The organism is Streptomyces sp. RPA4-2, assembly GCF_012273515.2.
GTDB classification, from domain to species: domain Bacteria; phylum Actinomycetota; class Actinomycetes; order Streptomycetales; family Streptomycetaceae; genus Streptomyces; species Streptomyces kaempferi.
Map to the genome: position 1 here is coordinate 8,702,446 of NZ_CP050975.2, position 22,729 is coordinate 8,725,174.

The 22,729-nt window shown below is 68.7% G+C and carries 22 protein-coding genes and 3 pseudogenes; 12 read left to right on the top strand and 13 right to left on the bottom strand.

Annotated elements, in window-relative coordinates:
• Nucleotides 1-274: 274 nt before the first annotated feature.
• A pseudogene (locus HEP85_RS38165) lies at nt 275-370 on the bottom strand (DUF6248 family natural product biosynthesis protein); the annotation flags it as partial.
• A gap of 86 nt (nt 371-456) precedes the next feature.
• Here HEP85_RS38165 and HEP85_RS38170 point away from each other — a divergent pair.
• Nucleotides 457-1,263: a hypothetical protein gene (locus HEP85_RS38170; RefSeq protein WP_168531973.1), complete on the top strand. Its 807-nt coding sequence runs from the start codon at nt 457-459 to the stop codon at nt 1,261-1,263.
• Nucleotides 1,264-1,880: 617 nt separating this feature from the next.
• Here the strand turns inward: HEP85_RS38170 and HEP85_RS38175 are convergent.
• Together HEP85_RS38175 and HEP85_RS38180 are read right to left on the bottom strand one after the other, a co-directional pair.
• Nucleotides 1,881-2,603: a TMEM175 family protein gene (locus HEP85_RS38175; protein WP_168531974.1), complete on the bottom strand. Its 723-nt coding sequence runs from the start codon at nt 2,601-2,603 to the stop codon at nt 1,881-1,883.
• Nucleotides 2,604-2,882: 279 nt separating this feature from the next.
• Nucleotides 2,883-3,323, bottom strand: a complete 441-nt coding sequence (locus HEP85_RS38180) for a DUF1275 family protein (protein ID WP_168534473.1) — start codon at nt 3,321-3,323, stop codon at nt 2,883-2,885.
• Nucleotides 3,324-3,660: 337 nt separating this feature from the next.
• Here HEP85_RS38180 and HEP85_RS38185 point away from each other — a divergent pair, with 337 nt between their 5' ends.
• The 4 genes from HEP85_RS38185 to HEP85_RS38200 all read left to right on the top strand — a co-directional run bounded on the left by HEP85_RS38185 (nt 3,661) and on the right by HEP85_RS38200 (nt 8,116).
• A complete protein-coding gene (locus tag HEP85_RS38185) occupies nt 3,661-4,857 on the top strand; it encodes a Dyp-type peroxidase (RefSeq protein ID WP_248002271.1) in 1,197 nt (398 codons plus the stop codon).
• A 151-nt stretch (nt 4,858-5,008) separates the two neighbouring features.
• Complete coding sequence (locus HEP85_RS38190; protein WP_369658024.1) at nt 5,009-5,971, top strand: beta-propeller fold lactonase family protein; 963 nt, start codon at nt 5,009-5,011, stop codon at nt 5,969-5,971.
• Between the two features lie 467 nt (nt 5,972-6,438).
• Nucleotides 6,439-7,338 (top strand): NAD(P)-dependent oxidoreductase, encoded by a 900-nt coding sequence (locus HEP85_RS38195; RefSeq protein ID WP_168531977.1) that lies wholly within the window; start codon nt 6,439-6,441, stop codon nt 7,336-7,338.
• A 91-nt stretch (nt 7,339-7,429) separates the two neighbouring features.
• Complete coding sequence (locus HEP85_RS38200; RefSeq protein ID WP_168531978.1) at nt 7,430-8,116, top strand: SDR family oxidoreductase; 687 nt, start codon at nt 7,430-7,432, stop codon at nt 8,114-8,116.
• A gap of 186 nt (nt 8,117-8,302) precedes the next feature.
• Here the strand turns inward: HEP85_RS38200 and HEP85_RS38205 are convergent, their stop codons facing one another.
• The 3 genes from HEP85_RS38205 to HEP85_RS38215 are packed head-to-tail and all read right to left on the bottom strand — an operon-like array spanning nt 8,303 to nt 10,882.
• A complete protein-coding gene (locus tag HEP85_RS38205) occupies nt 8,303-9,085 on the bottom strand; it encodes an FAD:protein FMN transferase (protein ID WP_248002272.1) in 783 nt (260 codons plus the stop codon).
• Nucleotides 9,078-9,509 carry an FMN-binding protein gene (locus HEP85_RS38210; protein WP_168531979.1) on the bottom strand — a complete coding sequence of 144 codons (432 nt, stop codon included), beginning with the start codon at nt 9,507-9,509 and terminating at the stop codon, nt 9,078-9,080. The genes HEP85_RS38205 and HEP85_RS38210 overlap by 8 nt, the downstream gene beginning before the upstream one ends.
• An 11-nt stretch (nt 9,510-9,520) precedes the next feature.
• A complete protein-coding gene (locus HEP85_RS38215) occupies nt 9,521-10,882 on the bottom strand; it encodes a ferric reductase-like transmembrane domain-containing protein (protein ID WP_168531980.1) in 1,362 nt (453 codons plus the stop codon).
• A 170-nt stretch (nt 10,883-11,052) separates the two neighbouring features.
• On the opposite strand from HEP85_RS38215, the gene HEP85_RS38220 reads away from it, so the two are divergent.
• Together HEP85_RS38220 and HEP85_RS38225 are read left to right on the top strand one after the other, a co-directional pair.
• On the top strand, nt 11,053-11,787 hold the full coding sequence (locus HEP85_RS38220) for a response regulator transcription factor (RefSeq protein WP_168531981.1): 735 nt from the start codon (nt 11,053-11,055) through the stop codon (nt 11,785-11,787).
• Nucleotides 11,784-13,208, top strand: a complete 1,425-nt coding sequence (locus HEP85_RS38225; RefSeq protein WP_168531982.1) for a cell wall metabolism sensor histidine kinase WalK — start codon at nt 11,784-11,786, stop codon at nt 13,206-13,208. Before HEP85_RS38220 ends, HEP85_RS38225 begins: the two co-directional genes overlap by 4 nt.
• A 514-nt stretch (nt 13,209-13,722) precedes the next feature.
• Here HEP85_RS38225 and HEP85_RS38230 read toward each other — a convergent pair.
• Nucleotides 13,723-14,217 carry a TetR/AcrR family transcriptional regulator gene (locus HEP85_RS38230; protein WP_248002273.1) on the bottom strand — a complete coding sequence of 165 codons (495 nt, stop codon included), beginning with the start codon at nt 14,215-14,217 and terminating at the stop codon, nt 13,723-13,725.
• A 68-nt stretch (nt 14,218-14,285) separates the two neighbouring features.
• Between HEP85_RS38230 and HEP85_RS38235 the strand changes: the two genes are divergently transcribed.
• Nucleotides 14,286-14,774, top strand: coding sequence for an MFS transporter (locus HEP85_RS38235; protein WP_369658025.1), 489 nt, complete (start codon nt 14,286-14,288; stop codon nt 14,772-14,774).
• A gap of 3 nt (nt 14,775-14,777) precedes the next feature.
• On the opposite strand, the pseudogene HEP85_RS38240 reads toward HEP85_RS38235, so the two are convergent.
• Together HEP85_RS38240 and HEP85_RS38245 are read right to left on the bottom strand one after the other, a co-directional pair.
• A pseudogene (locus HEP85_RS38240) lies at nt 14,778-15,142 on the bottom strand ((2Fe-2S) ferredoxin domain-containing protein).
• A gap of 15 nt (nt 15,143-15,157) precedes the next feature.
• A pseudogene (locus HEP85_RS38245) lies at nt 15,158-16,387 on the bottom strand (heavy metal translocating P-type ATPase); the annotation flags it as partial.
• A gap of 331 nt (nt 16,388-16,718) precedes the next feature.
• Between HEP85_RS38245 and HEP85_RS38250 the strand changes: the two are divergent.
• From HEP85_RS38250 to HEP85_RS38260, 3 genes are all read left to right on the top strand, one after another.
• The gene (locus tag HEP85_RS38250; protein ID WP_168531984.1) at nt 16,719-16,952 is read left to right on the top strand and encodes a hypothetical protein; all 234 of its coding nucleotides are present in this window, start codon (nt 16,719-16,721) and stop codon (nt 16,950-16,952) included.
• Nucleotides 16,952-17,218 (top strand): hypothetical protein, encoded by a 267-nt coding sequence (locus tag HEP85_RS38255; RefSeq protein ID WP_168531985.1) that lies wholly within the window; start codon nt 16,952-16,954, stop codon nt 17,216-17,218. Before HEP85_RS38250 ends, HEP85_RS38255 begins: the two co-directional genes overlap by 1 nt.
• A gap of 305 nt (nt 17,219-17,523) precedes the next feature.
• Complete coding sequence (locus HEP85_RS38260) at nt 17,524-17,814, top strand: WhiB family transcriptional regulator (RefSeq protein WP_168531986.1); 291 nt, start codon at nt 17,524-17,526, stop codon at nt 17,812-17,814.
• Between the two features lie 195 nt (nt 17,815-18,009).
• On the opposite strand, the gene HEP85_RS38265 is transcribed toward HEP85_RS38260, so the two are convergent.
• From HEP85_RS38265 to HEP85_RS38275, 3 genes are all read right to left on the bottom strand, one after another.
• Nucleotides 18,010-18,381, bottom strand: a complete 372-nt coding sequence (locus tag HEP85_RS38265) for a hypothetical protein (RefSeq protein ID WP_168531987.1) — start codon at nt 18,379-18,381, stop codon at nt 18,010-18,012.
• 32 nt (nt 18,382-18,413) lie between these two features.
• Complete coding sequence (locus HEP85_RS38270) at nt 18,414-20,072, bottom strand: hypothetical protein (protein WP_168531988.1); 1,659 nt, start codon at nt 20,070-20,072, stop codon at nt 18,414-18,416.
• 391 nt (nt 20,073-20,463) lie between these two features.
• Complete coding sequence (locus HEP85_RS38275; protein ID WP_248002275.1) at nt 20,464-21,033, bottom strand: hypothetical protein; 570 nt, start codon at nt 21,031-21,033, stop codon at nt 20,464-20,466.
• Nucleotides 21,034-21,416: 383 nt separating this feature from the next.
• On the opposite strand from HEP85_RS38275, the gene HEP85_RS38280 reads away from it, so the two are divergent.
• Nucleotides 21,417-21,911 carry a hypothetical protein gene (locus tag HEP85_RS38280; RefSeq protein ID WP_168531989.1) on the top strand — a complete coding sequence of 165 codons (495 nt, stop codon included), beginning with the start codon at nt 21,417-21,419 and terminating at the stop codon, nt 21,909-21,911.
• A 57-nt stretch (nt 21,912-21,968) separates the two neighbouring features.
• Here HEP85_RS38280 and HEP85_RS38285 read toward each other — a convergent pair whose 3' ends face one another.
• Nucleotides 21,969-22,715 (bottom strand): DUF3626 domain-containing protein, encoded by a 747-nt coding sequence (locus HEP85_RS38285; RefSeq protein ID WP_168534481.1) that lies wholly within the window; start codon nt 22,713-22,715, stop codon nt 21,969-21,971.
• Nucleotides 22,716-22,729 lie beyond the last annotated feature (14 nt).

Sequence of the window (22,729 nt, forward strand, 5' to 3'; positions counted from 1 at the left end):
CAGAAAACACCCACCGCGTGTTCCTGGCCGTCGACCACGATCGCGGTCCGCGTGCCCCCTGCGGACCCCGTCCGCGCCCTTGTACTGCACCGGGGCCGCAGCACCCCGTCTGAAGCTTCCCAATCGGTTACTCGTCGGCGAGTGCGTGCGGTGTGTGCTGGGCGACGTGGTGGTCGAGTTCGGTGCGGATGTCGGAGCAGAGTGGTCCGGTGCGGGCCCAGTCGATGATGAGTTCCGACACGTGCCGGAGCTTGATGTCCGTCGCCTCATCCTCGTCGACGTGGGGGCCGCCTGCGCTGACGCACTGGTCGTGGTGACCGGAGCCGCAGGGGCAGATGCCGGCCTCGTACGAGCACCAGCGGGGCCAGATGCCCTCTTAGGAGGCTCTCAGTTCAACTACAGCGTCCTCATATGCACGGCCAGCAGGCTCGGCAGCCCACGCGATGAGGAGCAGTCATGAATGACTATGACCCGACAAGCCACTCGCCGGCCGGCTCAGTCCCGGCGACCATGGCCGTGCAAGCACGCCGCCCGAGGGTGCGGCGGGTGCTGTCGAAGAAGAAGGGCGGATTGATTGTGGCCGCCGGGTTGACGAGTGCGTTGGCCGGACTGGCCAACGCAGGCACGTCCGCCGCGGCGGTTTCCTCGTCGTCCGCGTTGTCCCTTTCTTCCACAGCCACATCCTCACCGACCGCAACGCCCAGCCGGCCCGCCGGTGGCGGGCCCGTGGCTGGGCCGTCTGCCGGGGGTGCGACCGGCATCGTCGACACCACGTCCACGTCGGGCTTCACCTTTTCGACAGCAACGGGTGTGGAGGTGGCCGTCACCGAGGCGTCCTCCACGAAATCAAAGAAGGGAACCCACCGCGCCTCGATGCGCGCCGTGAAGGAGGGCGCAAGCGTCCTCGTCCTGGGGACGGTCGACAGCGCGACCATCACAGCTACCCAGGTCATCGTGCAACCCCGGGGCGACGGCGGAGTTGCGGCTGCCGAGGCGGCAGGGGTGACCCCCTTCAAGCAGGGGACACCGTCACCGGCGAAGTCGGTCGGTCAGATCCCGGACTACACCGAAGGAGAGGGGACGATCGTCAGCGGGGCGGCGGCGGACAAGGCGATCAAGGCCGCGCAGGCCGTCGTCCCCGGAGGCATCAACGACCGGGTGGTGAAGCTGAGCAACGGCGAGTATGAGGTGCACAACATCAGCGTCAACTGGCCGCACCACATCTTCGTGAGCAAGAACTTCAAGGTCCTCGGCTACGAATAGCCGTCGCGATAGTGCGCCGGTCCCCCTGGCCGGCTCGGGTCCCGTGGCGGCGTGCCGCCAGGGGACCCGAGCCGGCCTTCTGGACCCACGGCGCATCAGCGTTCGCCGAGCGGAGCGAGGTCAGGATGTGGGCCGAGTCCACCGGGCTGCCGACGGCTTCCTGCCCCCGCCGCTCGCGCGCAGTCACCCACCTACCTGCCCTTATGAAGTTGTCGGGCCACGCCGCCGTACTCCAACACGGCCGGATCGACCGCCTCCACTAGCGATCGGTCCCGCTCTCCAGCCCAGGCGTCTGAGGGGCCAACACCGGCCGATCCGCCGCTCTCCAACTCGCTGGCTGTCACCTCCCGTTTTTGCTTCGCGAGTTTCCGGAGATGCGTGTGGCTCTGTTCACGACGCAGAGCAGCGTTTCGACGGCAGTTCAGGAGGCAGTGCCCGCGCGGGGTGTTCACGGCTTCGGGCGGCACCTTGCGTACAGGGAGCGGAGCGTTTCAGTTCCCACAACCACCGGGTGAGACCTGCGTCATATAAAGCGGTCGCCCGCTCGGACGCACCCATCCGGGCCATGGGGTGCCCCAGTGCCCGTCTGAGACACCAGGGCAGGCGCTGACGGCACCTCATCGCTTGGGTGGCAGGCGGCGGCGCCCGAGGACTTGCAGCTGGGCGTAGCCGTGGCTCGTGATGCCGTAGAAGAGCGGTAGGAGTACGAAGATTGCGAGCGCGAGAGCAGGGATGGTCAGTACGCCGACCAGGCCGGCGGCCGCGTAAAGCAGGGCTCCGACGAAGGCTCGAAGGCGTTCGCCGTGGAAGAAGGTCTCGTCCACGCTGTCTTCGAGGAGCTCGGGGTGGCGGAAGAGCACGTGGAAGAAGATCATCCAGCTGACCCATAGCATCGAGCCGATGATCGCGTAGAGCCCGACGGCGACCCGGTCGTCCGGTGGGTTGGCCTCCGCGATGGCTTCGGAGACGAGCGCGGTGGGCCAGGGCAGCAGCGCAGTGGAGAACAGCACGCCGAGGTTGGCCCAGTGCAGGCCACGGGTCATGACTTTGATGCGCTGGAATGCCGCCTTGTGGTTGAGCCATACGACGGCGATGTAGAGGTACGAGGCGACATAGGCCAGATAGGTCGGCCACTGGTTGAGCAGCTGGGCCAGCAGGCGACCCGCATCGATCGGGGGAGGCTTCAGATGGAGCACCAGAAGCGTGATGACGATCGCCAGGACGCCGTCACTGAAGGCTTCGGCGCGCCCTGTGTCCGAATGCGGAACTCCCTCGTACCGGCGCCGCGTCACGAGCGTCTCCTCTCCCTTCTGAGCTTGTTCCGCTTTGACGGACACCATCAGCGTGGTAGTCAGGCCGCCAGGCGGACGGCCTCGTACTCGGCTGGACTGCGGTAGCCGGACCGGATGGTAGTCGCACCCTTGCCTACGGCTGGCAGTTCATCACCCGGCACCGGGTGCTGCTCACCGCGCAGTACGAGGGTGTCCGCATCAGCACGTTTATGGACTGTGACGGTCCTGTCCAGCCCGACGAGTGGCGTGCGGCGATGGGCCGGGCCTGTGCTTCTGGCCGCCGCATGCCTCGGCTCGTCGCCGACGGCATGTGCGGTGCCATCGCCGTCACCGCCGCGAGCGATGGTTCCACGGAGTGGCTGACGGAGCGGTCGACACGTTGCGGCCTCCCGTGCCACGTACCAGCCCGCCCTGACAGCCCATGGCAAGGGCCGCAGATGCCAGCAGTCCGATCCGCGTTCCCGACTCGGACATTCCGGAGGTGGCCATCCAGCAGACCAGGAGCCACCGAGGACCAACAACTCGAGGGCCAGGGCGGCTTGAACCCCGCCTCCCAGTGTGCCTCTCTTTCCGATGGCGATCGGGTAACGACAAGCGCGCCGCAGATGGTTCCGCCGAAGGCCACCAATGCGTGTGTCCCCTGAGGATGAGATCACGCGAACCCACTGCCAGGCCCAGCAGTGCCAGATTCGCGGTCATGACGCTGGTAAATACTCCGCCGAGGGCCAAGAAGCTGATCGCGTCCCCCGCGCCCGTCACCAACGTCAGCGCGACGCCGCGTCAGCGATGGAGGGGTTGGCCAAAGGGCGTCTCTCCAAGTGGCGCGAGCGCGTACGTCCAATATATTACGTTTTGCGGAATAGTCATGTAACTGGTGGCAATCGACGCTGGTTGGGCTGCCGCACGCGGTCGCGCGCCTTGTGGGCCGGGGCCGGCTCACGGAATCCGATCGCGGTGGCACCGTACGGTTTGCCGCCTGGATCCTTGCCTGAGGGGAACCATGGCTCAAGAGACGTCCGCGTCCCTGGATGAAGGGTGGAGTGGCGGAGGGTGCCCGGCGAGTGCGTTTGCGCGGCGGTCGTTTCTTCACGGTGCTGCGGCGGGCGTGGCCGGGGCGGCGGGTGGGACCGTGTTGGGCGGCGGCGCGGCGAGCGCCGAGCCGATCGTCGAAATCAAGGCGGAACCGAAATCCCGTACGATTCCGTTCCACGGCCATCACCAGGCAGGCATCGCCACTGTGCCCCAACAGGACGCGATTTTCGTCTCGCTCGATGTGACCGCCTCCAATCATGCGGAACTCACCGATCTGTTCCGTACTCTGACCTCGCGAGCCCGCTTCCTCACGGCGGGCGGTAGGCCACCGGAGGTGCCCCCGACCGCAACGCCGACGGACAACGGCATCATGGGTCCCACGTTTGTGGCGGATGGTCTCACCGTGACAGTCGGAGTGGGCGCGTCCCTCTTCGACGACCGATACGGATTGAGCGCGCGCAAGCCGGTCCAGCTCGTCAAGATGACGCCCTTTCGCCATGACGACCTGGACCCCGCGCTGAGCCAGGGTGACCTGCTGATCCAGATCTGCGCCGATCACCGCGATACGACGGTGCACGCACTGCTCGACATCCTGATGCACACCAAGTCCGCGGCGAAGCTGCGCTGGCGTATTGACGGCCAGCGCAATCCGGAGCGTCCCGTCGGTGTCCGGCGCGACTGGTTCGGTTTCAAGGACGGCATCTCCAACCCGACCCTCTCCGACGAGGTCCAGTTGAATCAGGTCGTCTGGGTCCAGCCGAAGAGCGGCGAACCGGAGTGGGCCGCGGGCGGCACGTACCACGCGGTGCGTATCGTGCACTTCTTTATCGAGGCGTGGCAGAAGGTGCCCATTGCTCAACAAGAGCGGATTTTCGGCCGCCGCAAGGCGAGCGGCGCTCCCATGTACGCCGTGGGCGAGAACGCCACGGATCTTTTCGACCCCATTTACACCAACGATCCGCAGGGTCTGATCACCCCGCTGAATTCGCACATCCGCCTCGCCAACCCCCAGACTCCGCAGACCGCGGCGACCAGCACGATCCTGCGTCGCAGCTACGACTACGACCGGAGCCCCAACCTGCCGGAACTCGACATGGGGCATGCATTCGTCTGCTTCCAGCAGGAGCTGAACACCTACATCGCCATGCAGAAGCGGCTGGAAGGCGAAGCACTGGTGCCGTTCATCAGCCCACGGGGCGGCGGTTACTTCTTTGCGCTTCCGGGCGTCCGGGACGAGAAGGACTATTACGCCCACGGGCTCCTGGCCTGATCCTTCCCCGGCCACCAGAGCCCGGTCCCGGACCCAACCATTCGCAACACGCACAGGAGGCGAGATGTTCTCTGCCCTGCGGACCCGAGTCGGCAGCGGCCGTCGGCGACCCGGCAGGACGCTCCGACCGGTACTCGCGGCAGGCATCGGGATGCTGTTGATCTCCTGTACGCCCACCGCCCCAGTCCGCAGGGACTCCGCCCATGTGCCGGCCGCGGCCGCCCGCGCCGGTGGCAGTGGCCGCGTGTATGTCACGAACCAGCAGGACAACACGCTCTCGGTGATCGACGCCGGTACCTACAAGGTCGTAGCAACGGTGCCGGCCGGCGTGGCGCCCGAAGGCGTCGCGGTCACCAAGGACGGCAAGCACGTGTACATCGCCAACAGCGGTTCGGCCCGGGTCTCGGTCCTCGACACCCGGAACAACAAGATCGTCGCAACCGTGCCGGTCGGGAAAAGCCCCACCGGTGTCGGCCTCAGCCCCGATGGCAACTCCCTCTACGTCACCAACGGCAGTTCGAACACCGTCTCGGTGATCGACGTCCGAACCAACGGGGTAACCGCGACCATCTCGGTCGGCAAGTCCCCGGTGAACGTGGCGTTCAGTCCCGACGGCGGTACGGCCTACGTGGCGAATTCGGGGTCTGGCAGCCTGTCGGCCATCAACACCCGCACGCACCGGGTCGACCGGACTCTTCCCACGGGGCGCTCCCCGGTGGGCGTCGCGATCACCCCGGACGGCAAGTCGGCCTATGTCGCCGACGAAGTGGGAAGGCAGGTCCTTGCCGTGGCAACCCGTACCGGCAAGGCGACGGCCGTGCAGGTCGGCGAGGGCCCCTTTGACGTGGCCATCGGGCCCGACGGCCACTTCGCCTACTCCGCCGATCTCGGCCCGGGCAACGTGTCCGTGATCGACACCAGCAGCCACCGCGTCTCGGCGACCATTGCCCTGGGCCCTCCCGGCACCGACCCGTTCAACCTGGAAGTCACCAAAGAGGCTATCTACGTCACGAACCAGGGAGCAGGCACCCTCAAAGTCATCGACCCGACATCCCGCAAAGTCGTCGCGACGGTCACCCTCGGCACCAGCCCCTACGGCGTCGCTGTGAGCTGAACCCACGACGCACCACCGGACCGGGGCGCGCAGAACAAAACCCGCCCCCGGACGATATCCGCGAGGACATAGTCCGGGGGCGGTACGTTCCTGCTGCCCGAGGGCGGCACCTACTGATCAGCAGTAGTGGTCTGCTGCGCGTCAGCCGCCTCGACTCCCTCGACCTCGGTCACCGCTGGTCACGGCAATTGGGCAGAACGCCTGGGGCTGTTCAGCCTGGTCATCGAAGGTCTCCTGGTTGTTCTGTCCGCGACATGCTTCCTGCGTCGGCCTCGAATCGATGCTCTGCATCCCGGGCCGTGAGGAACCGCGAGGCCGAGGTGGCGGGCGACGGCTGGAAGTTGCCGGCGTTCGTGAGCCGGCGGCCAGGTCCGGATGCCATCGGCCCGACTCGCCGATCTTCGACTTGTTGCTCGTGAAGGACGCTGCGGTTCTTTGCCAGGAGGGACTCGGGTTGCCGGCGGAACATGAGCATGGGGGGAAACAGACAAGGGGTGTTTTTCATGTCTCACGCTTCCACTGTCGCTGTTCTGGGAGCAGGCGCACTGGGCGCCGCGATGGCGATGCGTCTCGGAGATACCGGCCACGAGGTACGGCTGTGGAACCGTACGGAGGAGAGGGCCCGCGCGGTTGCGGAGCAAGCGGCCGGCGTCACGGCAGTGAAGGCGGTGGACGTTGCGGTCTCCGGCGCGTCCGTCGTCATCACTGTGCTCCGTGACGGCGAGACGGTCACGGAGGTCATGTCAGGTGCCCTCGGCCGGCTCGACAGCGACGCCGTCTGGGTGCAGGCGAGCACGGTGGGACCGAGGTACGCCGGCGTGCTGGCAGGCCTGGCTCGTGATCACGGTGTTGCGTACCTCGACGCACCGGTCTCGGGAAGCACCGCTCCCGCTCGGCAGGGCAAGCTTGTCTGGCTTGTCGCCGGTCCCGAAAACGTCCTTACGCGGGCGCGTCCCCTGCTCGACGATCTCGGCTCGTCCGTGCTCCACGTCGGGACGGGAGTCGAGGGCAGCGCCGTCAAGCTCGTGGTCAACGCCTGGATGGCCGCCTCGACGGTCGCCATGAGCGACGTCCTCGCGCTGTGCGACGCACTCGGCATCGACCACACGACGTTTGTTCGAGTGCTCGAGGCCGGCCCGCTCGCCATGCCGTACGAGTTGCAGAAAGTAGGCGCCATGGACGACGCCTCGTACGCGCCCGGGTTCGCGGTGCAACTCGCCCTGAAGGACATCGAACTGGCCGCGGCGGCCGCCACCCCCAGCCCTCTGCTCCAGGCCGTCCGGGATCGCCTGCAAGCGACCGTCGCGGCCGGCCACGACAGGGACGACCTCGCCGCCGTCGACTACCTGAGGAGGTCGCCGTCGTAGCCCGTACGGGGCCGTCGTTCCGGTCCCGGGCCTCAATTCTGGTACGGAATTTCTTGTCAGCCACCCGTCGACCTGAACGGACCACTGAGTCGTGACTACTTCGATCATCGTCGGAGGAAGCAGCGGACTGGGCCGCGCCGTAGCCCAGCGATTCGCCGACCGTGGCGACACTGTCCTCATCACCAGCCGCACCACGGCGCACGCCGACACGGTGGCCGGCGAAATCGGCGGCCTGACCAGAGGCCTGGCCATTGACCTGTCGCAGCCGGAGACGATCGCCGCCGCGCTCGGCGATGTGCGCGAGGTCGACAACCTGGTGATCACCGCCATCAAACAGGGCGTCAACTCCCTCGCGGACTTCGATATCGCCGCAGCCATCGAGTCCGTGACCACCAAACTGGTGGGCTACACCGAGACCGTGCGAGCCCTGCGTGACCGGTTCAACCCGGGCGCGTCGGTCGTGCTCTTCGGTGGCCTGGCCAAGGAACGCCCCTACCCCGGTTCCACCATGGTGACCGCCTTCAACAGCGGCATCACCGGCCTGGTGAAGACCCTGGCCGTGGAAATCGCACCCCACCGCATCAATGCGATCCACCCGGGCGTGGTGGGAGACAGCGTCAAGTGGCGCGACGCGCCCGAGCACCCCCACCTGGCGCGCACCCCTCTTGGACGCCTCGTGACGACGGCGGAGGTTGTCGATGCCACCGACTTCGTCCTCCGCAACACCGGGGTCAACGCCCTCGACCTGTTCGTCGACGGCGGACTGCGCGTGACCTGACTCATCGGGAATCGGCAGCCAGACGAACCAACGGCCGATCGAGTCCCGCAGGGGGCTCCTTCGGAATTGGTGTTCAACGCTGGGCAACAGACGAGTTCGACTCGTGCGGTGCCTTCGGTGGGCAAGCCGCGGCCGTGATGGGGAGGCGCCCGTTTCTTGCGGGCGGGATTGAGTCCGTGTCCTGTCTCATGATCCATATCGACGGAATCCTGGTGTGCGCCATTCCTGGCCGTCGGGCAGGACGGCGAGCGCTTCGTAGCCGTCCAATGATTCCAGCCAGTTCTGCGCGCCATCGCCTCTGGCGAAGGCTGCGGTGGCATAGGTGTCGGTCAAGGTCAGACGAGGGCCGATGAGGGTGAGGGAGGCGAATGTGGTGGCGGGTGTGCCGTGGTGTGGGTTGAGGATGTGGGCGCCGCGTTCGGCGGTGCCGGAGGTGGCGACGGCCAGGTCGCCGTGGGCAGTGATGACGGTGGCCAGCTTGCCGGGGTGCAGCGGGTGGGCGATGCCGATACGCCAGGGGGTGCCGGGGGTTGGCTGGCCGTGGAGTTGGAGGTCGCCGCCGCCGTTGACGCAGGTGTGGTGCGCGCCTGCTTCGTAGAGGAGTTGGGATGCGGCTTCGGTGGCCCAGCCTTTGACGAGTCCTGAGGGGTCGAGGGTTCCGGCGAGGGCGATGCTGAACCAGCCGTCGGTGTCGTGGGTGGCCTGTGCGCAGAGGGAGAGGACTTCGTGGACTTCGGGAGGGCAGTCGTCCAGGCGGATCTCACCGCGGTCGAGGCGGCTGATGTGGCTGTCGGGCCGGTAGGTGGAGAACACGGCGTCGACCCGGTGGAGGTGTTGCACGGCCTCGGCGAGGGCGCGGTGGATGGCGGTGGTGGGCTTGTCGCGGATGTCGAAGGAGAAGACGGTGCCCATGACGTGCTCGACGTGGCGCAGTCCGTGTCCGGTGTGAGGCATAGGCTTGTCAGGCATGGGCTTGGTCCAGGGCGCTCTGCAGGGACTGGATGTAGCCCTGGCTGGTGTAGCTGGCGCCGGAGACGGCGTCGATGTGCGCGCTTTGCGCACCGATGGCCTCCTGGGTGAGGCGGGGTAGCGCGTAGGCGGCGATCTGCTGGTCGCGGCCGTTCTGGTCCGGGGCTTGGAGGACCTTGACCGCGGTGATCTTTCCCTTGGAGAGGGTGGCGGCGACCTGCACGGCGCCGTACTGGGTGTCGATGGGGTCCCCGGTGAACGTGCCCGTCCCCGTGGAGGCCCCCGCGGAGGTGTGCGGAGACGCGAAGGATGTGGAGGACCGGGGGGACACTCCTGCGAGGGCGGGGGGCTGGTGGGGTTTGAGGGCGAGCAGCACGACGACGAGGGCGCTGATCCCGGTAGTGGTAAGGACTGCTCGGCGCATGGCGGCTCTCCTCAGAACGCGAAGGACTCGTGGTGGACGCGCCGTGCCGGGACACCGGCATCGCGCAGGGCTTGGATCGCGGCCTGTGTCATGCCGGGCGGCCCGCACACGTAGACGTCGTGTGCGGCCAGATCCGGCACCAGGGCGCTCAGACCCCGGGCGGTGAGGGGTGAGGAGTATCCGGCGGGTTCGTCGACGACGTAGTGCACGGTGGCCCTGCGGTGGGCGGCTATCGCGTCGAGTTCACCGCGCAGGGCGAGGTCGTCGGGGCGGCGGGCCCGGTAGACGAGGGTCACGTCGCCCGGCAGTGTCTCGAAGAGCGCACGCAAAGGGGTGATGCCGACCCCGCCGGCCAGGAGCAGGACCTTTGGGGCGGTGCGGCGGTCCGCGGTGAACCCGCCGTAGGGGCCCTCGGCCCACACCCGGGTGCCCGGCGCCAGGTGGGCGAGCGCGGCGCTGTGGCCGCCGGCGGTCTTGACTGTGATGCGCAGATGGCCGGGGTGTGCGGGAGCGGAGAGGGAGTAGGGGTTCGCGGTCCACCACAGTCCGCGGGCCATGAAGCGCCAGCGCAGGAACTGCCCCGGCTCACCCCCCAGCTCGTCGAGATGCTCGCCGGTGAGGTGGACGGAGACCACGCCCGGTGCCTCGGAGTGGACCGCGGTGACGTGCAGGCGGTGGCGCAGGCCGCGCCGCAGGGGGACGGCGAACCGGTACCAGCCGACCAGCGCGGCGACGCCGAGGAAGAGGGAGTACCAGGCGGCCTGAGCCGGGCGGTTGCCGACGAAGTCGGCTCCGTTGGAGAGCTGGTGGCCGAAGGTGAGGAATACGGCCAGGTATGTGACGAAGTGCAAGTAGTGCCAGGTTTCGTAACTCAGCCTGCGGCGGGCCGCACGGGCCGAGAGGACTCCGGTGACCAGGAACAGCAGGAAGCCGGCCGTGCCCTTGAGGAGGTCGGGGTAGTCCAGGACGAGCGTGGAGGTCTGACTGACCACGTTCGTGTGGGATGTCAGGGAGTAGCCCCAGATGATCAGCAAGGCGTGAACAAGGGCGAGAGAGACGGTGCAGCGGCCGCCCAGGGCGTGCCAGCGGGCAAGCCGGTCGGTACCGATGGTGTGGTCCAACAGTGGCATGCGGGCCATGAGGGCCAGCAGGACGGCGCAGGCGTACCCGGCCAGGAGCCCGGTGATGCGTCCCGCACCGGTGAGCCAGCCCGCCGGGCCGACGACCGAGGTCGTGTCGCTCCACCACAGGGCCAGCACCCCGGCGGCGCCGGCCCAGATCACCAGCGGCGCCAGGAAGGACACGGCGCCGCGGCGCGTGCGCCGGTGGCGCATACCGCGGCTCGCGTACGTGGCGGTGGATGTGGCGGTCATGGGGCTCCTCCGGATAAGGCTCGCTCCGGCGATGGGTAGCCAGCCTCACAGCCCAACCTCTGTGTACCTTCTGAAATAGCTCCGTCGGCCGCCCTCAGCGCCGATTCAGAGGAAACTCAGAGACACGACTCGCCCTGCCGTGGCCTGTGCCGGGGCATGCTGAAGGAACTATGGACGCGCCGCGTACGCCCTCGCTTCTGCACCGCCCCGACGGAGAGCCCGTACGGATCCTCGTCGTCGACGACGAACCCGACGTCACGGATGTGCTGGCCGGGGTCATGAACAGCGAGGGCTGGCAGGTCCGTACTGCCGCAGACGGCGCGACCGCGCTCACCACGGCCCGTGACTTCCGGCCCGATGCGGTGGTCCTGGACTGGATGCTGCCCGACCTTGACGGCCTGCAGATCCTGCGTGCCCTTCGGCGCGAGGCACCCAGCGTGTGCGTGCTGTTCCTGACCGCCCGCGACGCCGTCGAGGACCGCATCGCCGGCATCACCGCAGGCGGCGACGACTACGTCACCAAGCCCTACAGCCTGGAAGAAGTCCTGGCCCGGCTGCGCGGACTGCTCCGGCGGGCCGGAATGACTGCCGAGCCGGGCACGAACCGGCTCACCGTTGGAGACCTCACCATGGACGAGGAAGCCAGGGAGGTCAGACGCGGCGGAAGCACGGTCGATCTGTCCCGCACGGAGTTCGAACTCCTGCGATTCCTCATGCGCAACCCGCGGCGAGTGCTGTCCAAGGATCAGATTCTCGACCGCGTCTGGGCCTACGACTTCGGTGGACGAGCCCACGTCGTCGAGCTTTACATCAGCTACCTGCGCAAGAAGATCGATGCCGGACGAACCCCGATGATCCACACCGTGCGCGGCGTCGGCTACGTCCTCAAGGCGGACTCCCCATGAGGCGCCCGCTGCCCCGCACCCTGCGCGGCCAGCTCACCGCCGGACTCGTCACCCTGCTCGCCCTCGCCTGCCTCGCCGTCGGCATCACCACCGCCCTCGCTCTGAGGGGCTTTCTGATGGGGCGGCTGGACGAACAGCTCTCCGCCTCCGGCGGCCGGTTCGCCGCCAGCCTGGAACACGAGGTCAAACCCGACGCCGACAACCGCCCCGATACCCGGGGCCAGGCCGAATCGACCTTCGGTGCCCGCCTCCTGAACGGCGCCGTCACGCAGGCAGCCGTCGTCGATGACGCCACAGACCGTCCCCTCCAGCTCACGCCCGGGGATCGCCGCGCCCTGACGGGGATCCCCGTTGACGGACACGGACACACCATCCGCCTCTCCACTCTGGGGGCCTACCGGGTCACGGGTGTCCAGGGCGACGACCAGGACATTCTGATCACAGGCCTGCCCCTGCACCCGGTGGAAGAGACCGTTCACCGCCTCGAAGCGGTCGAAGCCGTGTTGTTCGGCGCCGCCCTCGTGGTCACCGGCATCGCCGGGGCCCTGTGGGTACGGATCTCCCTGCGCCCCCTCCAGCGAGTCACCGCCCGGGCAGCGGAGGTCTCCGGGTTGCCGCTCGCCAGCGGCGAGGTCGCTATGCCGGAACCACTTCCCGACATCGACCCGCGCACCGAGGTCGGCCAGGTCGGCACCGCCCTCAACCACATGCTCGGCCACGTGGAGGACGCCCTCACCCGGCGCCAGGACAGCGAGGAACGGCTCCGGCGTTTCGCCGCCGACGCCAGCCACGAACTGCGCACCCCCGTCACCAACATCCGAGGGCACGCCGAGCTCGCCCTGCGCCACCGCGGCCCCGTCCCCGCCGAAGTCCGCCACGCCCTGGAGCGCATCGACGGCGAGTCCCGGCGCATGACCCGCCTCGTCGACGACCTGCTTCTCCTCGCCCGCCTGGACGCCGGACGCCCCCTCGAACACGAGCCGGTCGACCTGACCCTGCTGATCCTGAACGCGACGGAGGACGCACGCGCCGCAGCCCCCGGCCACCACTGGCTCCTCGACCTCCCCGAACAACCAGTCGCCGTCACCGGAGACGCGCACCGCCTCCAGCAGGCCATCGGCAACCTCCTCGCCAACGCCCGTACCCACACCCCACCGGGCACCGACGTGACCATCGGCCTCACCACCGATCGGGCCAGCATTTCCGTCAGCGTAAGCGACAACGGACCAGGCATCCCCGAAGAGCTCCAGCCCGAGGTCTTCGGACGCTTCGTACGCGCCGACCACGCCCGCTCCCGCACTACGGGAAGCACCGGTCTCGGCCTCGCCATCGTCCACGCCGTCATCACCGCCCACGGCGGAACCGCCACCGTCACCAGCAGCCCCGGGCACACCACCTTCCGCCTGACACTCCCCAACTGACCACGTCCGGCCAGGCCAGCACACCGACCGGTCAGGTAGATGGGCCCCACCCTGTCCTTCGGGCCGAACTGCCAGGCGGGTCCCTCGGGGGCGAATGGCACACAGTCAGAACACCGCCTCGGCGGATGATCGGCGTGCAGCAGGAGTCCTCCGCAGATAGGACAACGACCCTGTCGTGCCTGAAGCAGGTGCACGGTCATGCCGTCGACCGGCGGGAGCGGTCCTTTGCGACGCCGCTCGGCCCAGTACGACTCCACCGCCGGGTCGTCCGGGGACGCCCTGTCCTTGACCAACTGGTGCCGGACGATCTCCACCCAGGAGAACCTGAGGAGGTTGGCGCCGCTGACGCGGTCGGGAACACCCACCGTGCCTTCCTGGCCTTGTTGATCCGGCCGAAGGCCTCGTGGCCCAGGCGGCGGTGGGCGTCAGCCATCCGTCGGCGCTTCCGCCGCCCAGCGCTTCGGGATCAGGGTGAATCCCCTTCGGGAGCCCCGGCGGAGCCGATTCAACCGGATCACTGCCCGGCGTCGGCCAGTTCCTTGTCCTTGACCGTAGCGTCGAACAGCGACGCGGCTGCCATGCGGGCGGTCGTCGCCGCGGACGGGTTCCTGTCCATCCGCGCCGAGACTCCCGCGCCGTCGTACTGAAGGTGCAGCTGCCGTGCCAGGTCTTCGGGGGCGGCGACGCCGGCCTCCCGCGCCAGATCCGTGAACAGCGTCCTCACCCAGAGCCGGTACCGGTCCGCGGCACCCTCGACGGGGCTGCCTCGCAGCGCCTCTGCGCTGGCCGTCATGTGTGCACAGCCGTTGAAGTCGGGCTCGGTGAACAGCTGGCCCTGCCCGTCGAAGACCCCCAGCAGACGCTCGCGTGGTGTCCGGAACCGGGTCAGGGCGCGCTCGACCTGTACGCGGGTGTCGGCATGCCCGGCGTCCAGGTAAGCCTGGACTAGTTCCTCTTTGCTGCCGAACAGGTTGTAGAGCGATGCCTTGGCGACGCCGGCCTTTTGCACGATGCGGTCGATGCCGACGGTCTGGACGCCTTCGCGGTAGAACAGCTCGTCGGCGCCCTCGTGCGGTGATGCTGAGCGGCGCTCTGCTGCTGACCGCGGTCTTCGCCGCGCTCGCCGTCGTCACGGCCGCCGGGAGCGGCGGCTGGCGGTTGGGCGCACTGCTCGTCACCTGGGCCACCTTCGGCGCCACCTGCTCGATGGTGCTCAGGCCGACCGGGCGGCTGATCCGGCGGGCGGCGCCGCCGCAGGAGCGGACGTCGGCGTTCGCCGCGCAGTTCTCCCTGTCGCACAGCTGCGGGCTGCTGACCTACCCGCTCGCCGGCTGGCTGGGCGCGGCCGCCGGACTCCAGGCGGCCGGACCCGCCCTGGGCGCCATCGCCCTGCTCGCCGCGCTGCTCGCGCTGCGGCTGTGGCCGTCGTCCGCCGCGGCGAGTATCAAGCACGAGCACCAGGACCTCGACGAGGGGCATCCTCACCTCTGCGGCGCCCGCCGGATGCCGACCGGCTGGCGGCAAAGCCACGACTTTGTGCCGGACAGGCTGCACGCCCACCCGTAGAGATCAGGCTTCGATGCTTCGTCTTACGCGCCGGGACGGGCCGAAGGCGTACACGGCGAGGATGGCGGGCGGGTCGGCGAGACCCGGCCCTGCAGCCCGTATCCACGTGGCGATGCCGGCCGTCGCCTCGGCGTCGTTGACCTGGCCGAGCCAGACCGGTGACCCGCCCACGGCGTGTCCGGCCGGTGAGGGGCTGCACGACGATCACGTTGGTTTACGGCCCGTACCCTCGCGATGCCTCGCAGCTCGGCTTTGAGTGAGGCGAGTTGGGCAGGGTGGTCCAGGCCGGGGACCTTGGGCGTGCCGCAGCAGCAGCCGCGGCAGACGGTGACCGTGTAGTTCGGGCGTGTCCGCCGGCGCCGGGGCACCTCGGGTGCGGCGGCTCATCGGGCCTGCTCCGATGCTGCGCGCCGCCATGCAGCGTCGCGCAGCAGGCGCAGGCCGTTGAGACCGACGATGACGGTGGAGCCCTCATGGCCCAGGACACCGAGCGGCAACGGGAGGGTGCCGGCGAGGTCCCAGATGACCAGGGCGGCGATGAACATCCCGGCGATCACGAGATTCTGGACGACCAGTTTCCGGGCACGCCGGGAGAGGCCGATCACGGCGGGTACGGTGGCGAGTTCATCACGGACAATTACCGCGTCGGCGGTCTCCAGGGCGAGGTCGGAGCCGGCCCGGCCCATCGCGACGCCGGTGTGCGCGGCGGCCAGGGCCGGGGCGTCGTTGACGCCGTCCCCGACGAGAAGAACCCTGCGGCCGGCGACCTCCAGTTCCCTGACCGCGCTCACTTTGTGCTGCGGCAGCAGCCCGGCTCGTACGTCGTCGATCCCGACCTCGGCGGCCAGGCGCGCGGCGGCCCGCGGATTGTCGCCGGTCAGCAGCACCGGCGGGGCGCCGGTGAGCGCGGTGAGTGCGGCGGTGGTCGCAACGGCGTCGGGGCGCAGCCGGTCGGCGATGCCCAGTACTCCGACCGGGGCGCCGTCCACCTGTACAAGGACCGCGGTACGACCGCCCTCCTCCAGCTCGCCCACCAGGAGCCGTGCCCGGGCGGCCTTCGCGTGCCCAGCCCCGTCGATCAGCCGTGCAGGCGCTCCCACCGCGACGACACTTCCGCCCACGGTCGCCCGCACTCCGACGCCAGGGGTGGAATCGAAGTCCACAGCCACCGGCAGCCCCAGGCCGCGTTCACGTGCCGCGTCCACGACGGCCCGGGCCAGTGGGTGCTCGCTGGGGTGCTCGGCCGCCGCCGCGAGGGCCAGCAGCTCGTTCTCGCCCAGGCCGGATCCGGCGAGCTGCCTGATGTCGGTGACCCTCGGAGTGCCTTCGGTCAGCGTTCCGGTCTTGTCGAAGGCGACCGTGTCGACCTGCCCGAGACGCTCCATCACCACGGCCGACTTCACCAGCACCCCATGCCGGCCCGCGTTGGCGATCGCGGACAGCAGCGGCGGCATGGTGGCCAGCACCACCGCGCACGGCGAGGCCACGATCATGAAGGTCATGGCGCGCAGCAGGGAGCCGGTCAGCTCGGCGCCGACGGCGAGCGGGACAAGGAACACGGCCAGGGTCGCCGCCACCATGCTGAGCGAGTACCGCTGTTCGACCTTTTCGATGGGAGCCGGCGCCGCGTGAGGTCGATGACGACTGGAACGCGGCGCGGCCGGCGGACCGGTAACGCCACTACGCCGTACTACGCGAACCGCTGGCAAACCAGCAGGGCCAGTCCCAGCGAAAGCGCATGCCCGCAGGCTACGCGCGCTCGCCAGCCAGGACGTCGCGCACGCGGCCCGCGGCGGTACGCCAGCCGGTTCCACGGTGACGGGCCGCCGCACCGCGTCCCATGGCGGCCTCCTCGTATGGGCCGGTTCGTCCGGAGCGCTCCCCGGAGGCCGGATCGGCCGATACCGTGGGAGCAGACGCCAGTCCTGCCCCCTGGAGCCCTCGATGAGCGAACAGCCGGCCCCCGCCGACCACGCCCGGCAGCAGCTGGAGCCCGCGGCCGCCGACGCGGTCCGCGCGTACGCCGCCAGAACCCGCGAGAGCGCCGACCGGCTCGCCGCCGTCCTGGAGGACATCGCCGCCAACGGCCTGCCCGCAGCAGAAGACTGCACGCCCTGGGAAGAGCTGCGCGAAGCGCACCTCACCCGGCTCGCAGCCCAGCGCCCGGCCGTCGCCTGATGGCCCACGGATCACGCCGAGCCCGGATCGTCTTCTCCGACTCCGCCGCCAAGCAGCTGGAGAACATCACCAGCGAGGCGGAGATCCACGCCCTGGACCGCGCCCTGGTCGTCATCTCCGTCGACCCCGACGCCGGCGAACCCCTCCCCGGCGACAGCACCGGCCCACAGCTGCGCCAGTACGTCGACGACGTCGAACGCGTCCGGCTCCTGTACTGGGTGACGGCGCTGAAGACCGTGGTGGTCATCGCCTTCATCGAGGTCTAGTCGCACCCCTGCCGTTGCAGGGGGCTTCCGATGCAGCCCAGGTTGCGCTCGGTCTGATCGGCACACCAGGGCGACTCGTGACGCTGAGGCGGGCGCCCTGCTGACTCGTGGGCCTCTCCGCACAGACGGCGACACAGAGGCCGAAGCTCCAAGGGGCACAGGCACGTCTCGCTCACAGGACTAGCGGTGACCTGGCTGTTTCGGGGAAAGCTTGGTGTGTCGAGGTCCATACGGCCCGGAGATGCGATGGGTCGGCATTTTCTTCAGAGCCGTAGGGTGGGACGGCCTGCGGGGAGAGGGAAATTGTGACGAGTGCGAGGGCCGAGTGGCGGGAGAGGGCCGCGTGCGGCAGTTCCGACGCGGACGGCCTGTTCGCGGACAGTGCACGTCAGCGGCAGGCCAAGGCAGTCTGTGCGGGGTGTCCGGTGCGCATTGAGTGTCTTGCCGAAGCGCTTGATGAGCGTATCGAGTTCGGGGGATGGGGAGGTATGACCGAGCGGGATCGCAGAGCTCTCCTGCGACGCAAGCCGAACGTCGCCTCCTGGCTCTCCGTACTGGAAGCCGCCCAGAACAGCATGGTGTCCCGCGCCGACTGAGGACGGGAAGGTCCTGCTCACACCCCGTGCGTTGCACACAGGTTGCCGACTGATTCTCGAAGTTCCTGCGACGGGATCGCGGGCGACGTCGGCGCCGACCTCTACCACCAGCTCGGCATCGTTCACGGTGTGACGTCCGAGGCGTCGGAATGGCCGTTGCGGGGGTACGTGTACAGGCAGCCGGTGGGGCGGTTGTTAGGGAGTGGGGTGTGCGGCAAGCCAGTCCTGGAGTTCCCGGTGGCGGAACTGGTAGGCGACGCCGGAGATCCGCAGGAGCCCCGCTTCGTAGGCCCAGTTCAGGAACGTGCCGAGGCGCCAGGGCAGTCGGCCCCGGATACAGAGCAGGAAGACCAGGTAGCGGCGGCCAGCCCCAGAGAGCCAGTACAGCCCGACCACCATCCCGAACACGAGTGCGAACGCGAGTTTGAACACGAGTGCGAGCGCGAGTTTGAACGCGAGCCCGCTTGAGAACCCCCATATGAGCCTGTCCACGAGCCAGCCCGAGAGCCCGAGCACGAGCCCGAGTATGAGCCCGACCGCGAGCCCGTACGCGAGATCGTCCCGCACCGGATGACGCGGGTCTGTCGGCTGAGCGTCATTCAGGCGTTCCACGAGCCCGAACAGGAGCCCGTGCGTGAGCCCGACCGCGAGCCCGAGTATGAGCCCGACCGAGAGCCCGAACACGAACCCGCCCGAGAACCCGACCGAGAGCCCGAACACGAGCCCGAACACGAGCCCGACCGCGATAGTCCGGGCGAGTCGGCGGAGGTGGGTTGGGCTGCGCAGCCGCTGGGGCTGGAACCTTTGAGGCTCTGGAACGCGTGCACGACTGGGCTGCCAGATACTTCCCAGGGCAAGCAACACGGCCACTGAGGCGCTGAACGTTTGGCGAGATTGGGAGCCCAGGGAGAACGCGACAGGATCAGGGTGGTGAAGGCGAGTGTGAGGAGGGCGGCGAGCAGGGTGTCGGCGGTGCGGACGCGGCGGGGACCGGCCATGGGCCACAGCTGGTGGAGGACGATGTCGGTGCTGCTGGCGGTGGATGTGGGTGTGGTGGTGGCGAGGTGGGCGGCGAGTGCGGCGAGCCAGTGGTGGGTCTGGTCGGGGCGGTAGTGGTTGGGGCGGGTGGGGTGCTGTTGGGCGGCTGCGGGGAGGTAGCGGGCGAGGAGGTGGTCGCGGACCGCGCTGGGGGAGGCCAGGGTGAGCAGGTGGTCCGGTTCGCGGAGGTAGGCCAGGGTGTCGGGGTGGCGTTCTTCGTAGGCGGTTGCGGCCAGGTTGAGGCGCCAGGGGGTGGCGAGGGAGCGGGCCAGTGTGCCGCCGGGTGCGGTCGTGAATGTGTCGATGACCGGCTGCCAGCGGTCGGGGCTGGTGCTGCGGGCGGTGAGGTACGCGGTGGCCTGGCCGGGGCTGACGTCGTCGAGTTGGATGCGGGCGGCCTCACGCATCCGCAGGTCAAGGCCGGCCAGGTCCGCGTACTGGGTGGTGCGGCAGGTCAGGACGACCGGGGCGATGCCGGTGGGGTCCTGGTAGGCGTTGAGTTGCTCCACGGCGCGCGCGGCACGGCGGCGGCCGGCCGGAGTGGCGTCGGTGTCCATCTCGTCCAGGACCGGCAGGACGCGGTATCCATTCACCAGCGTGGTTGCGTCGGCGAGGGTGATGCCCTGGTCCCGGAACTGCTGGTGGACCTGGTGGGCGAGCCATTCCTGAAGAGGTTGCTCGGTGTTCCAGTCGGCCAGGGAGAAGCGGACCGGGACGGGGGCAGCGTCGGTGCGGCCGGGGTGGGTCAGCAGTCCGAGGATGAGGTCCAGGGCGAGCAGTGTCTTGCCGGCGCCCGGTTCACCGGTGATGGCCAGGCGGGCGGGGCGCAGGTTCTGGTAGTAGGACACGATGTCGGTGAGGCGGCCGTGGGCTGCGGCGCCGGTCGCGTTGTTGGCGGGCTCGGTGCGCTGGTGGAAGGTCACGTCGATGCGATGGGCGCCGGGGCCGATCAGTTGGGCGCGCTGCCGGGTCTCGGCCGCGGCCACGACGGCTGCCAGCGTTTTCACCTTCGTGTCGGTGTCCGCTGCGGCCTCGCGGCGGTCGTCACGGTAGGCGGCCCAGGTGAGGTAGGCGCCGGGCAGGGTGGGGGCCAGGGCGACGAGCGTGGCGCCCAGCCGCGCCACCTGGAAGTGCTTGGACAGCCACAGCGCCAGCATCACGGTCACGGCCTGCAGGACTGCATAGATGGCGGCTGGCCGGCGGGTCCGTGATCGTGTCATGCGACGTATGGTCGCCAGAGCGCTGAGCGGCGGGAGGACGATCGCCACCTTCGGTTCCGAACTGAGACATCAGGCGATATGCGCGTCGACGAGATCGCGTGGACCACGAACCACCGGCCGAAGGGGGCGAGCACAGACCGTGCCGTGGGCGTCGGGACCGTCGCCGGAAACCGGGTAGCGCCCTCCGCCTACTCGCGGAAATGATCAAGCGTCTGAACTATGCGGCACGTCTGGCACTGCGAGCAATTGCACTTGATTTCCACGGCCTCGTGCCGCAACTGGCGGTCGTTCATGGTGGCTTCTGCTCTGATCAGCTTCAGTGGTGTCGACGGTCACGCAATTCCCCACCAGCGGCGTCAACTTCCCCGCCCACGCGTTCGAACGCCACGTCTCAGATCTCGGGGACCCATTCCACGGGCGGGGGCATGCGACTGTAGTGGGGTCCCCTGGTGCCGTACTGGGCGAGGTGCAGGATTTCGCCGCCGACCGCGAGCTCTGCCGGCGGAGGGTTGGGAACGGAGATCCGCGGGTGACGCTGGCCGTCGATGACGATGCCCTCCCGGAGGTCGTTCCGGCCATCCGCCCAGCTCTGGGCCCGCTCGCGAGTCCACGGGTCCTGCAGGGTGCGCGGGGCGGCCGGGTCGTGGTCGTAGCCGTTGAGGCTGCGGACGAGACCTTCGCTGTAGACACCCTTGACCCGGAAGTTCTCCAGGTCGTCCGCGCGCACGACCATGTTGACGTACCGGCGGCCGTTGCCTCTGTGCCGCCCGACCGCATGCCAGCGACCCCAGCCAGGGTCCCAACGCACGGGCGGGATCCACAGCAGGGCGCCTACCGGGAAGTGCTTCGTGCCGCGCTGGATGTCGAGACCACTCTCACCGCGCGTAGTTTCCCGCGCCACGTTGGCCACCAGGCACCAGCCCAACGGTCCGTCCGGCGTCTCTTCTTCGGTAGGTTCCATGTCTTCCACACCCAGAATCTTCACGCACGAGACGGGACGCGAACCAGCTTTTATCAGCTGAGCACACCGGAGCAAACCACATGCGGATCACCAGGCGCAGGAGAAACCCGGGGCGTTCGAACGTGTGGGCGGGGAAGGTGACGTCGCTGCTGGGGAATTACGTGACCATCGACACTGGTCATCGGGCTGCTGGCCGGTTACTGGATCGGCACCCACCTGCACGGCACCCCGGCACCCCAGCCGGACACCCCGCGCCCGGGCCACACCACACCAGCACCCCAGCGCACCGTGCTCATCCCCCGTCCGCGCCGCCGGATCGGCCCCGCCCGCAGCGCCCCGGGCCCCGCTACCCACAGCACCCCGCCCAGCTCCGTCGATGCCTGATGGATGCCTCACTGCCTCTGGAACTTCGGATCGTCGGCGTATTGATCCGGCTCTACGGCCTGCCCGTCATCCGTATCGTCCACCTGACGACCGACGGCTTTCACCAGGACGAGCGCGGGGCCTACTTCACCTTCGACAAGAACCCCGTACTCCTGCCGCCGACGCTGGCTCGTCTCATCGAACAGCAGATCACCACAGGCCGGTCGCGCGCTGCCCTGGGGCCGCTTGCCACCAGCGAGCATCCCGAACTCCTGCTACCCGGCCAGCCCGCCAGCCGCCCACGCAGCCCAGAGGTGTTGTCCGGACAGCTCATGCGGCACGGCCTGCCCACCATCGCCGCCCGCAACACGGCCTTGTTCGGCATGGCCGGTGAACTCCCGCCGATCATCATCAGCGACCTCTTCGGCGTCCACAGGAACACCGCGACCCAGTGGGCGTCGCTGGCTCAGGACAGCTGGGCCGGCTACCTAGCGGCCCTCAGAGCTACCGAGTGACGCCCTATCAGGTATTCCCTTGGCAGCGGCTCGTCCGGCTCGACGTGGTTTTGCTGATCAGCAGATGGTGCGTTCTCCGAAGCGGGCCAGGCAGTGCCAGACCTTCTTGAGGTCCTGAAAGCCGTAGCGGCCAGTGCGGGCGGCATCCCCGATGATCTTGGGGCTGAGCAGGTCATCAACGGCGATCTCAGCACCCAGGTCAACGTATTCCTGTCCCCGATAGCTTGAGTGACGTCGCAGTTCAGCCACGCTGAGCCGAAAACCTGGATGCCATTCGATTGGGCACGGGAGGCGGTGAGCTGCGGATTCGATCTCTGTGCCGCGATAACTGGGGTCCAACACCAGTGCCTCTACGTCACGGTCGAACCTGACCGGTCCGTGAATCTGCGCCTCGATGTGACCGTCCACGGCATCCAGCTTGTCCGCCTCAGCGAGCTCGATGAGCGAGCAGCGGTCGGCTGTGCCGAAGTCGGAAGGCTCGGTGGAACTGTCGGGGTAGCAGAGCGTGGTGCGACTGAGGGTCTCGATGCCGAGCCTGAAGTACGAGGAGCCGAACCGCGGTGCACCACCGATCGGATCACGGCGGTAATTCAACGCACCATATACGGGGCGCTGGTCAGCTGATGCGTCGTCGTACGCGCCGCCGAAGATACGGCTCTCCCAGCGCCACCGGTCTCCGCCAGGATGAGCGGTCAGACCACCGTTGCTCGTGCCTGTCACAAACTGTGACCGGTACACACGGTCTTCCACCATCTGGGCCAGGACCAGATGGCCCTCCGCGGAACGATCGGGATGGAAGTGCATCGTCACCCGTAGGT

Coding starts and splice junctions, on each gene's coding strand:
- HEP85_RS38170 (WP_168531973.1), top strand. CDS start 457: ATGAATGACTATGACCCGACAAGCCACTCGCCGGCCGGCTCAGTCCCG.
- HEP85_RS38175 (WP_168531974.1), bottom strand. CDS start 2,603: ATGGTGTCCGTCAAAGCGGAACAAGCTCAGAAGGGAGAGGAGACGCTC.
- HEP85_RS38190 (WP_369658024.1), top strand. CDS start 5,009: ATGCTGTTGATCTCCTGTACGCCCACCGCCCCAGTCCGCAGGGACTCC.
- HEP85_RS38195 (WP_168531977.1), top strand. CDS start 6,439: ATGAGCATGGGGGGAAACAGACAAGGGGTGTTTTTCATGTCTCACGCT.
- HEP85_RS38205 (WP_248002272.1), bottom strand. CDS start 9,085: ATGCCTGACAAGCCTATGCCTCACACCGGACACGGACTGCGCCACGTC.
- HEP85_RS38210 (WP_168531979.1), bottom strand. CDS start 9,509: ATGCGCCGAGCAGTCCTTACCACTACCGGGATCAGCGCCCTCGTCGTC.
- HEP85_RS38215 (WP_168531980.1), bottom strand. CDS start 10,882: ATGACCGCCACATCCACCGCCACGTACGCGAGCCGCGGTATGCGCCAC.
- HEP85_RS38220 (WP_168531981.1), top strand. CDS start 11,053: ATGGACGCGCCGCGTACGCCCTCGCTTCTGCACCGCCCCGACGGAGAG.
- HEP85_RS38225 (WP_168531982.1), top strand. CDS start 11,784: ATGAGGCGCCCGCTGCCCCGCACCCTGCGCGGCCAGCTCACCGCCGGA.
- HEP85_RS38235 (WP_369658025.1), top strand. CDS start 14,286: ATGCTGAGCGGCGCTCTGCTGCTGACCGCGGTCTTCGCCGCGCTCGCC.
- HEP85_RS38250 (WP_168531984.1), top strand. CDS start 16,719: ATGAGCGAACAGCCGGCCCCCGCCGACCACGCCCGGCAGCAGCTGGAG.
- HEP85_RS38255 (WP_168531985.1), top strand. CDS start 16,952: ATGGCCCACGGATCACGCCGAGCCCGGATCGTCTTCTCCGACTCCGCC.
- HEP85_RS38270 (WP_168531988.1), bottom strand. CDS start 20,072: ATGACACGATCACGGACCCGCCGGCCAGCCGCCATCTATGCAGTCCTG.
- HEP85_RS38275 (WP_248002275.1), bottom strand. CDS start 21,033: ATGGAACCTACCGAAGAAGAGACGCCGGACGGACCGTTGGGCTGGTGC.
- HEP85_RS38280 (WP_168531989.1), top strand. CDS start 21,417: ATGGATGCCTCACTGCCTCTGGAACTTCGGATCGTCGGCGTATTGATC.
- HEP85_RS38285 (WP_168534481.1), bottom strand. CDS start 22,715: ATGCACTTCCATCCCGATCGTTCCGCGGAGGGCCATCTGGTCCTGGCC.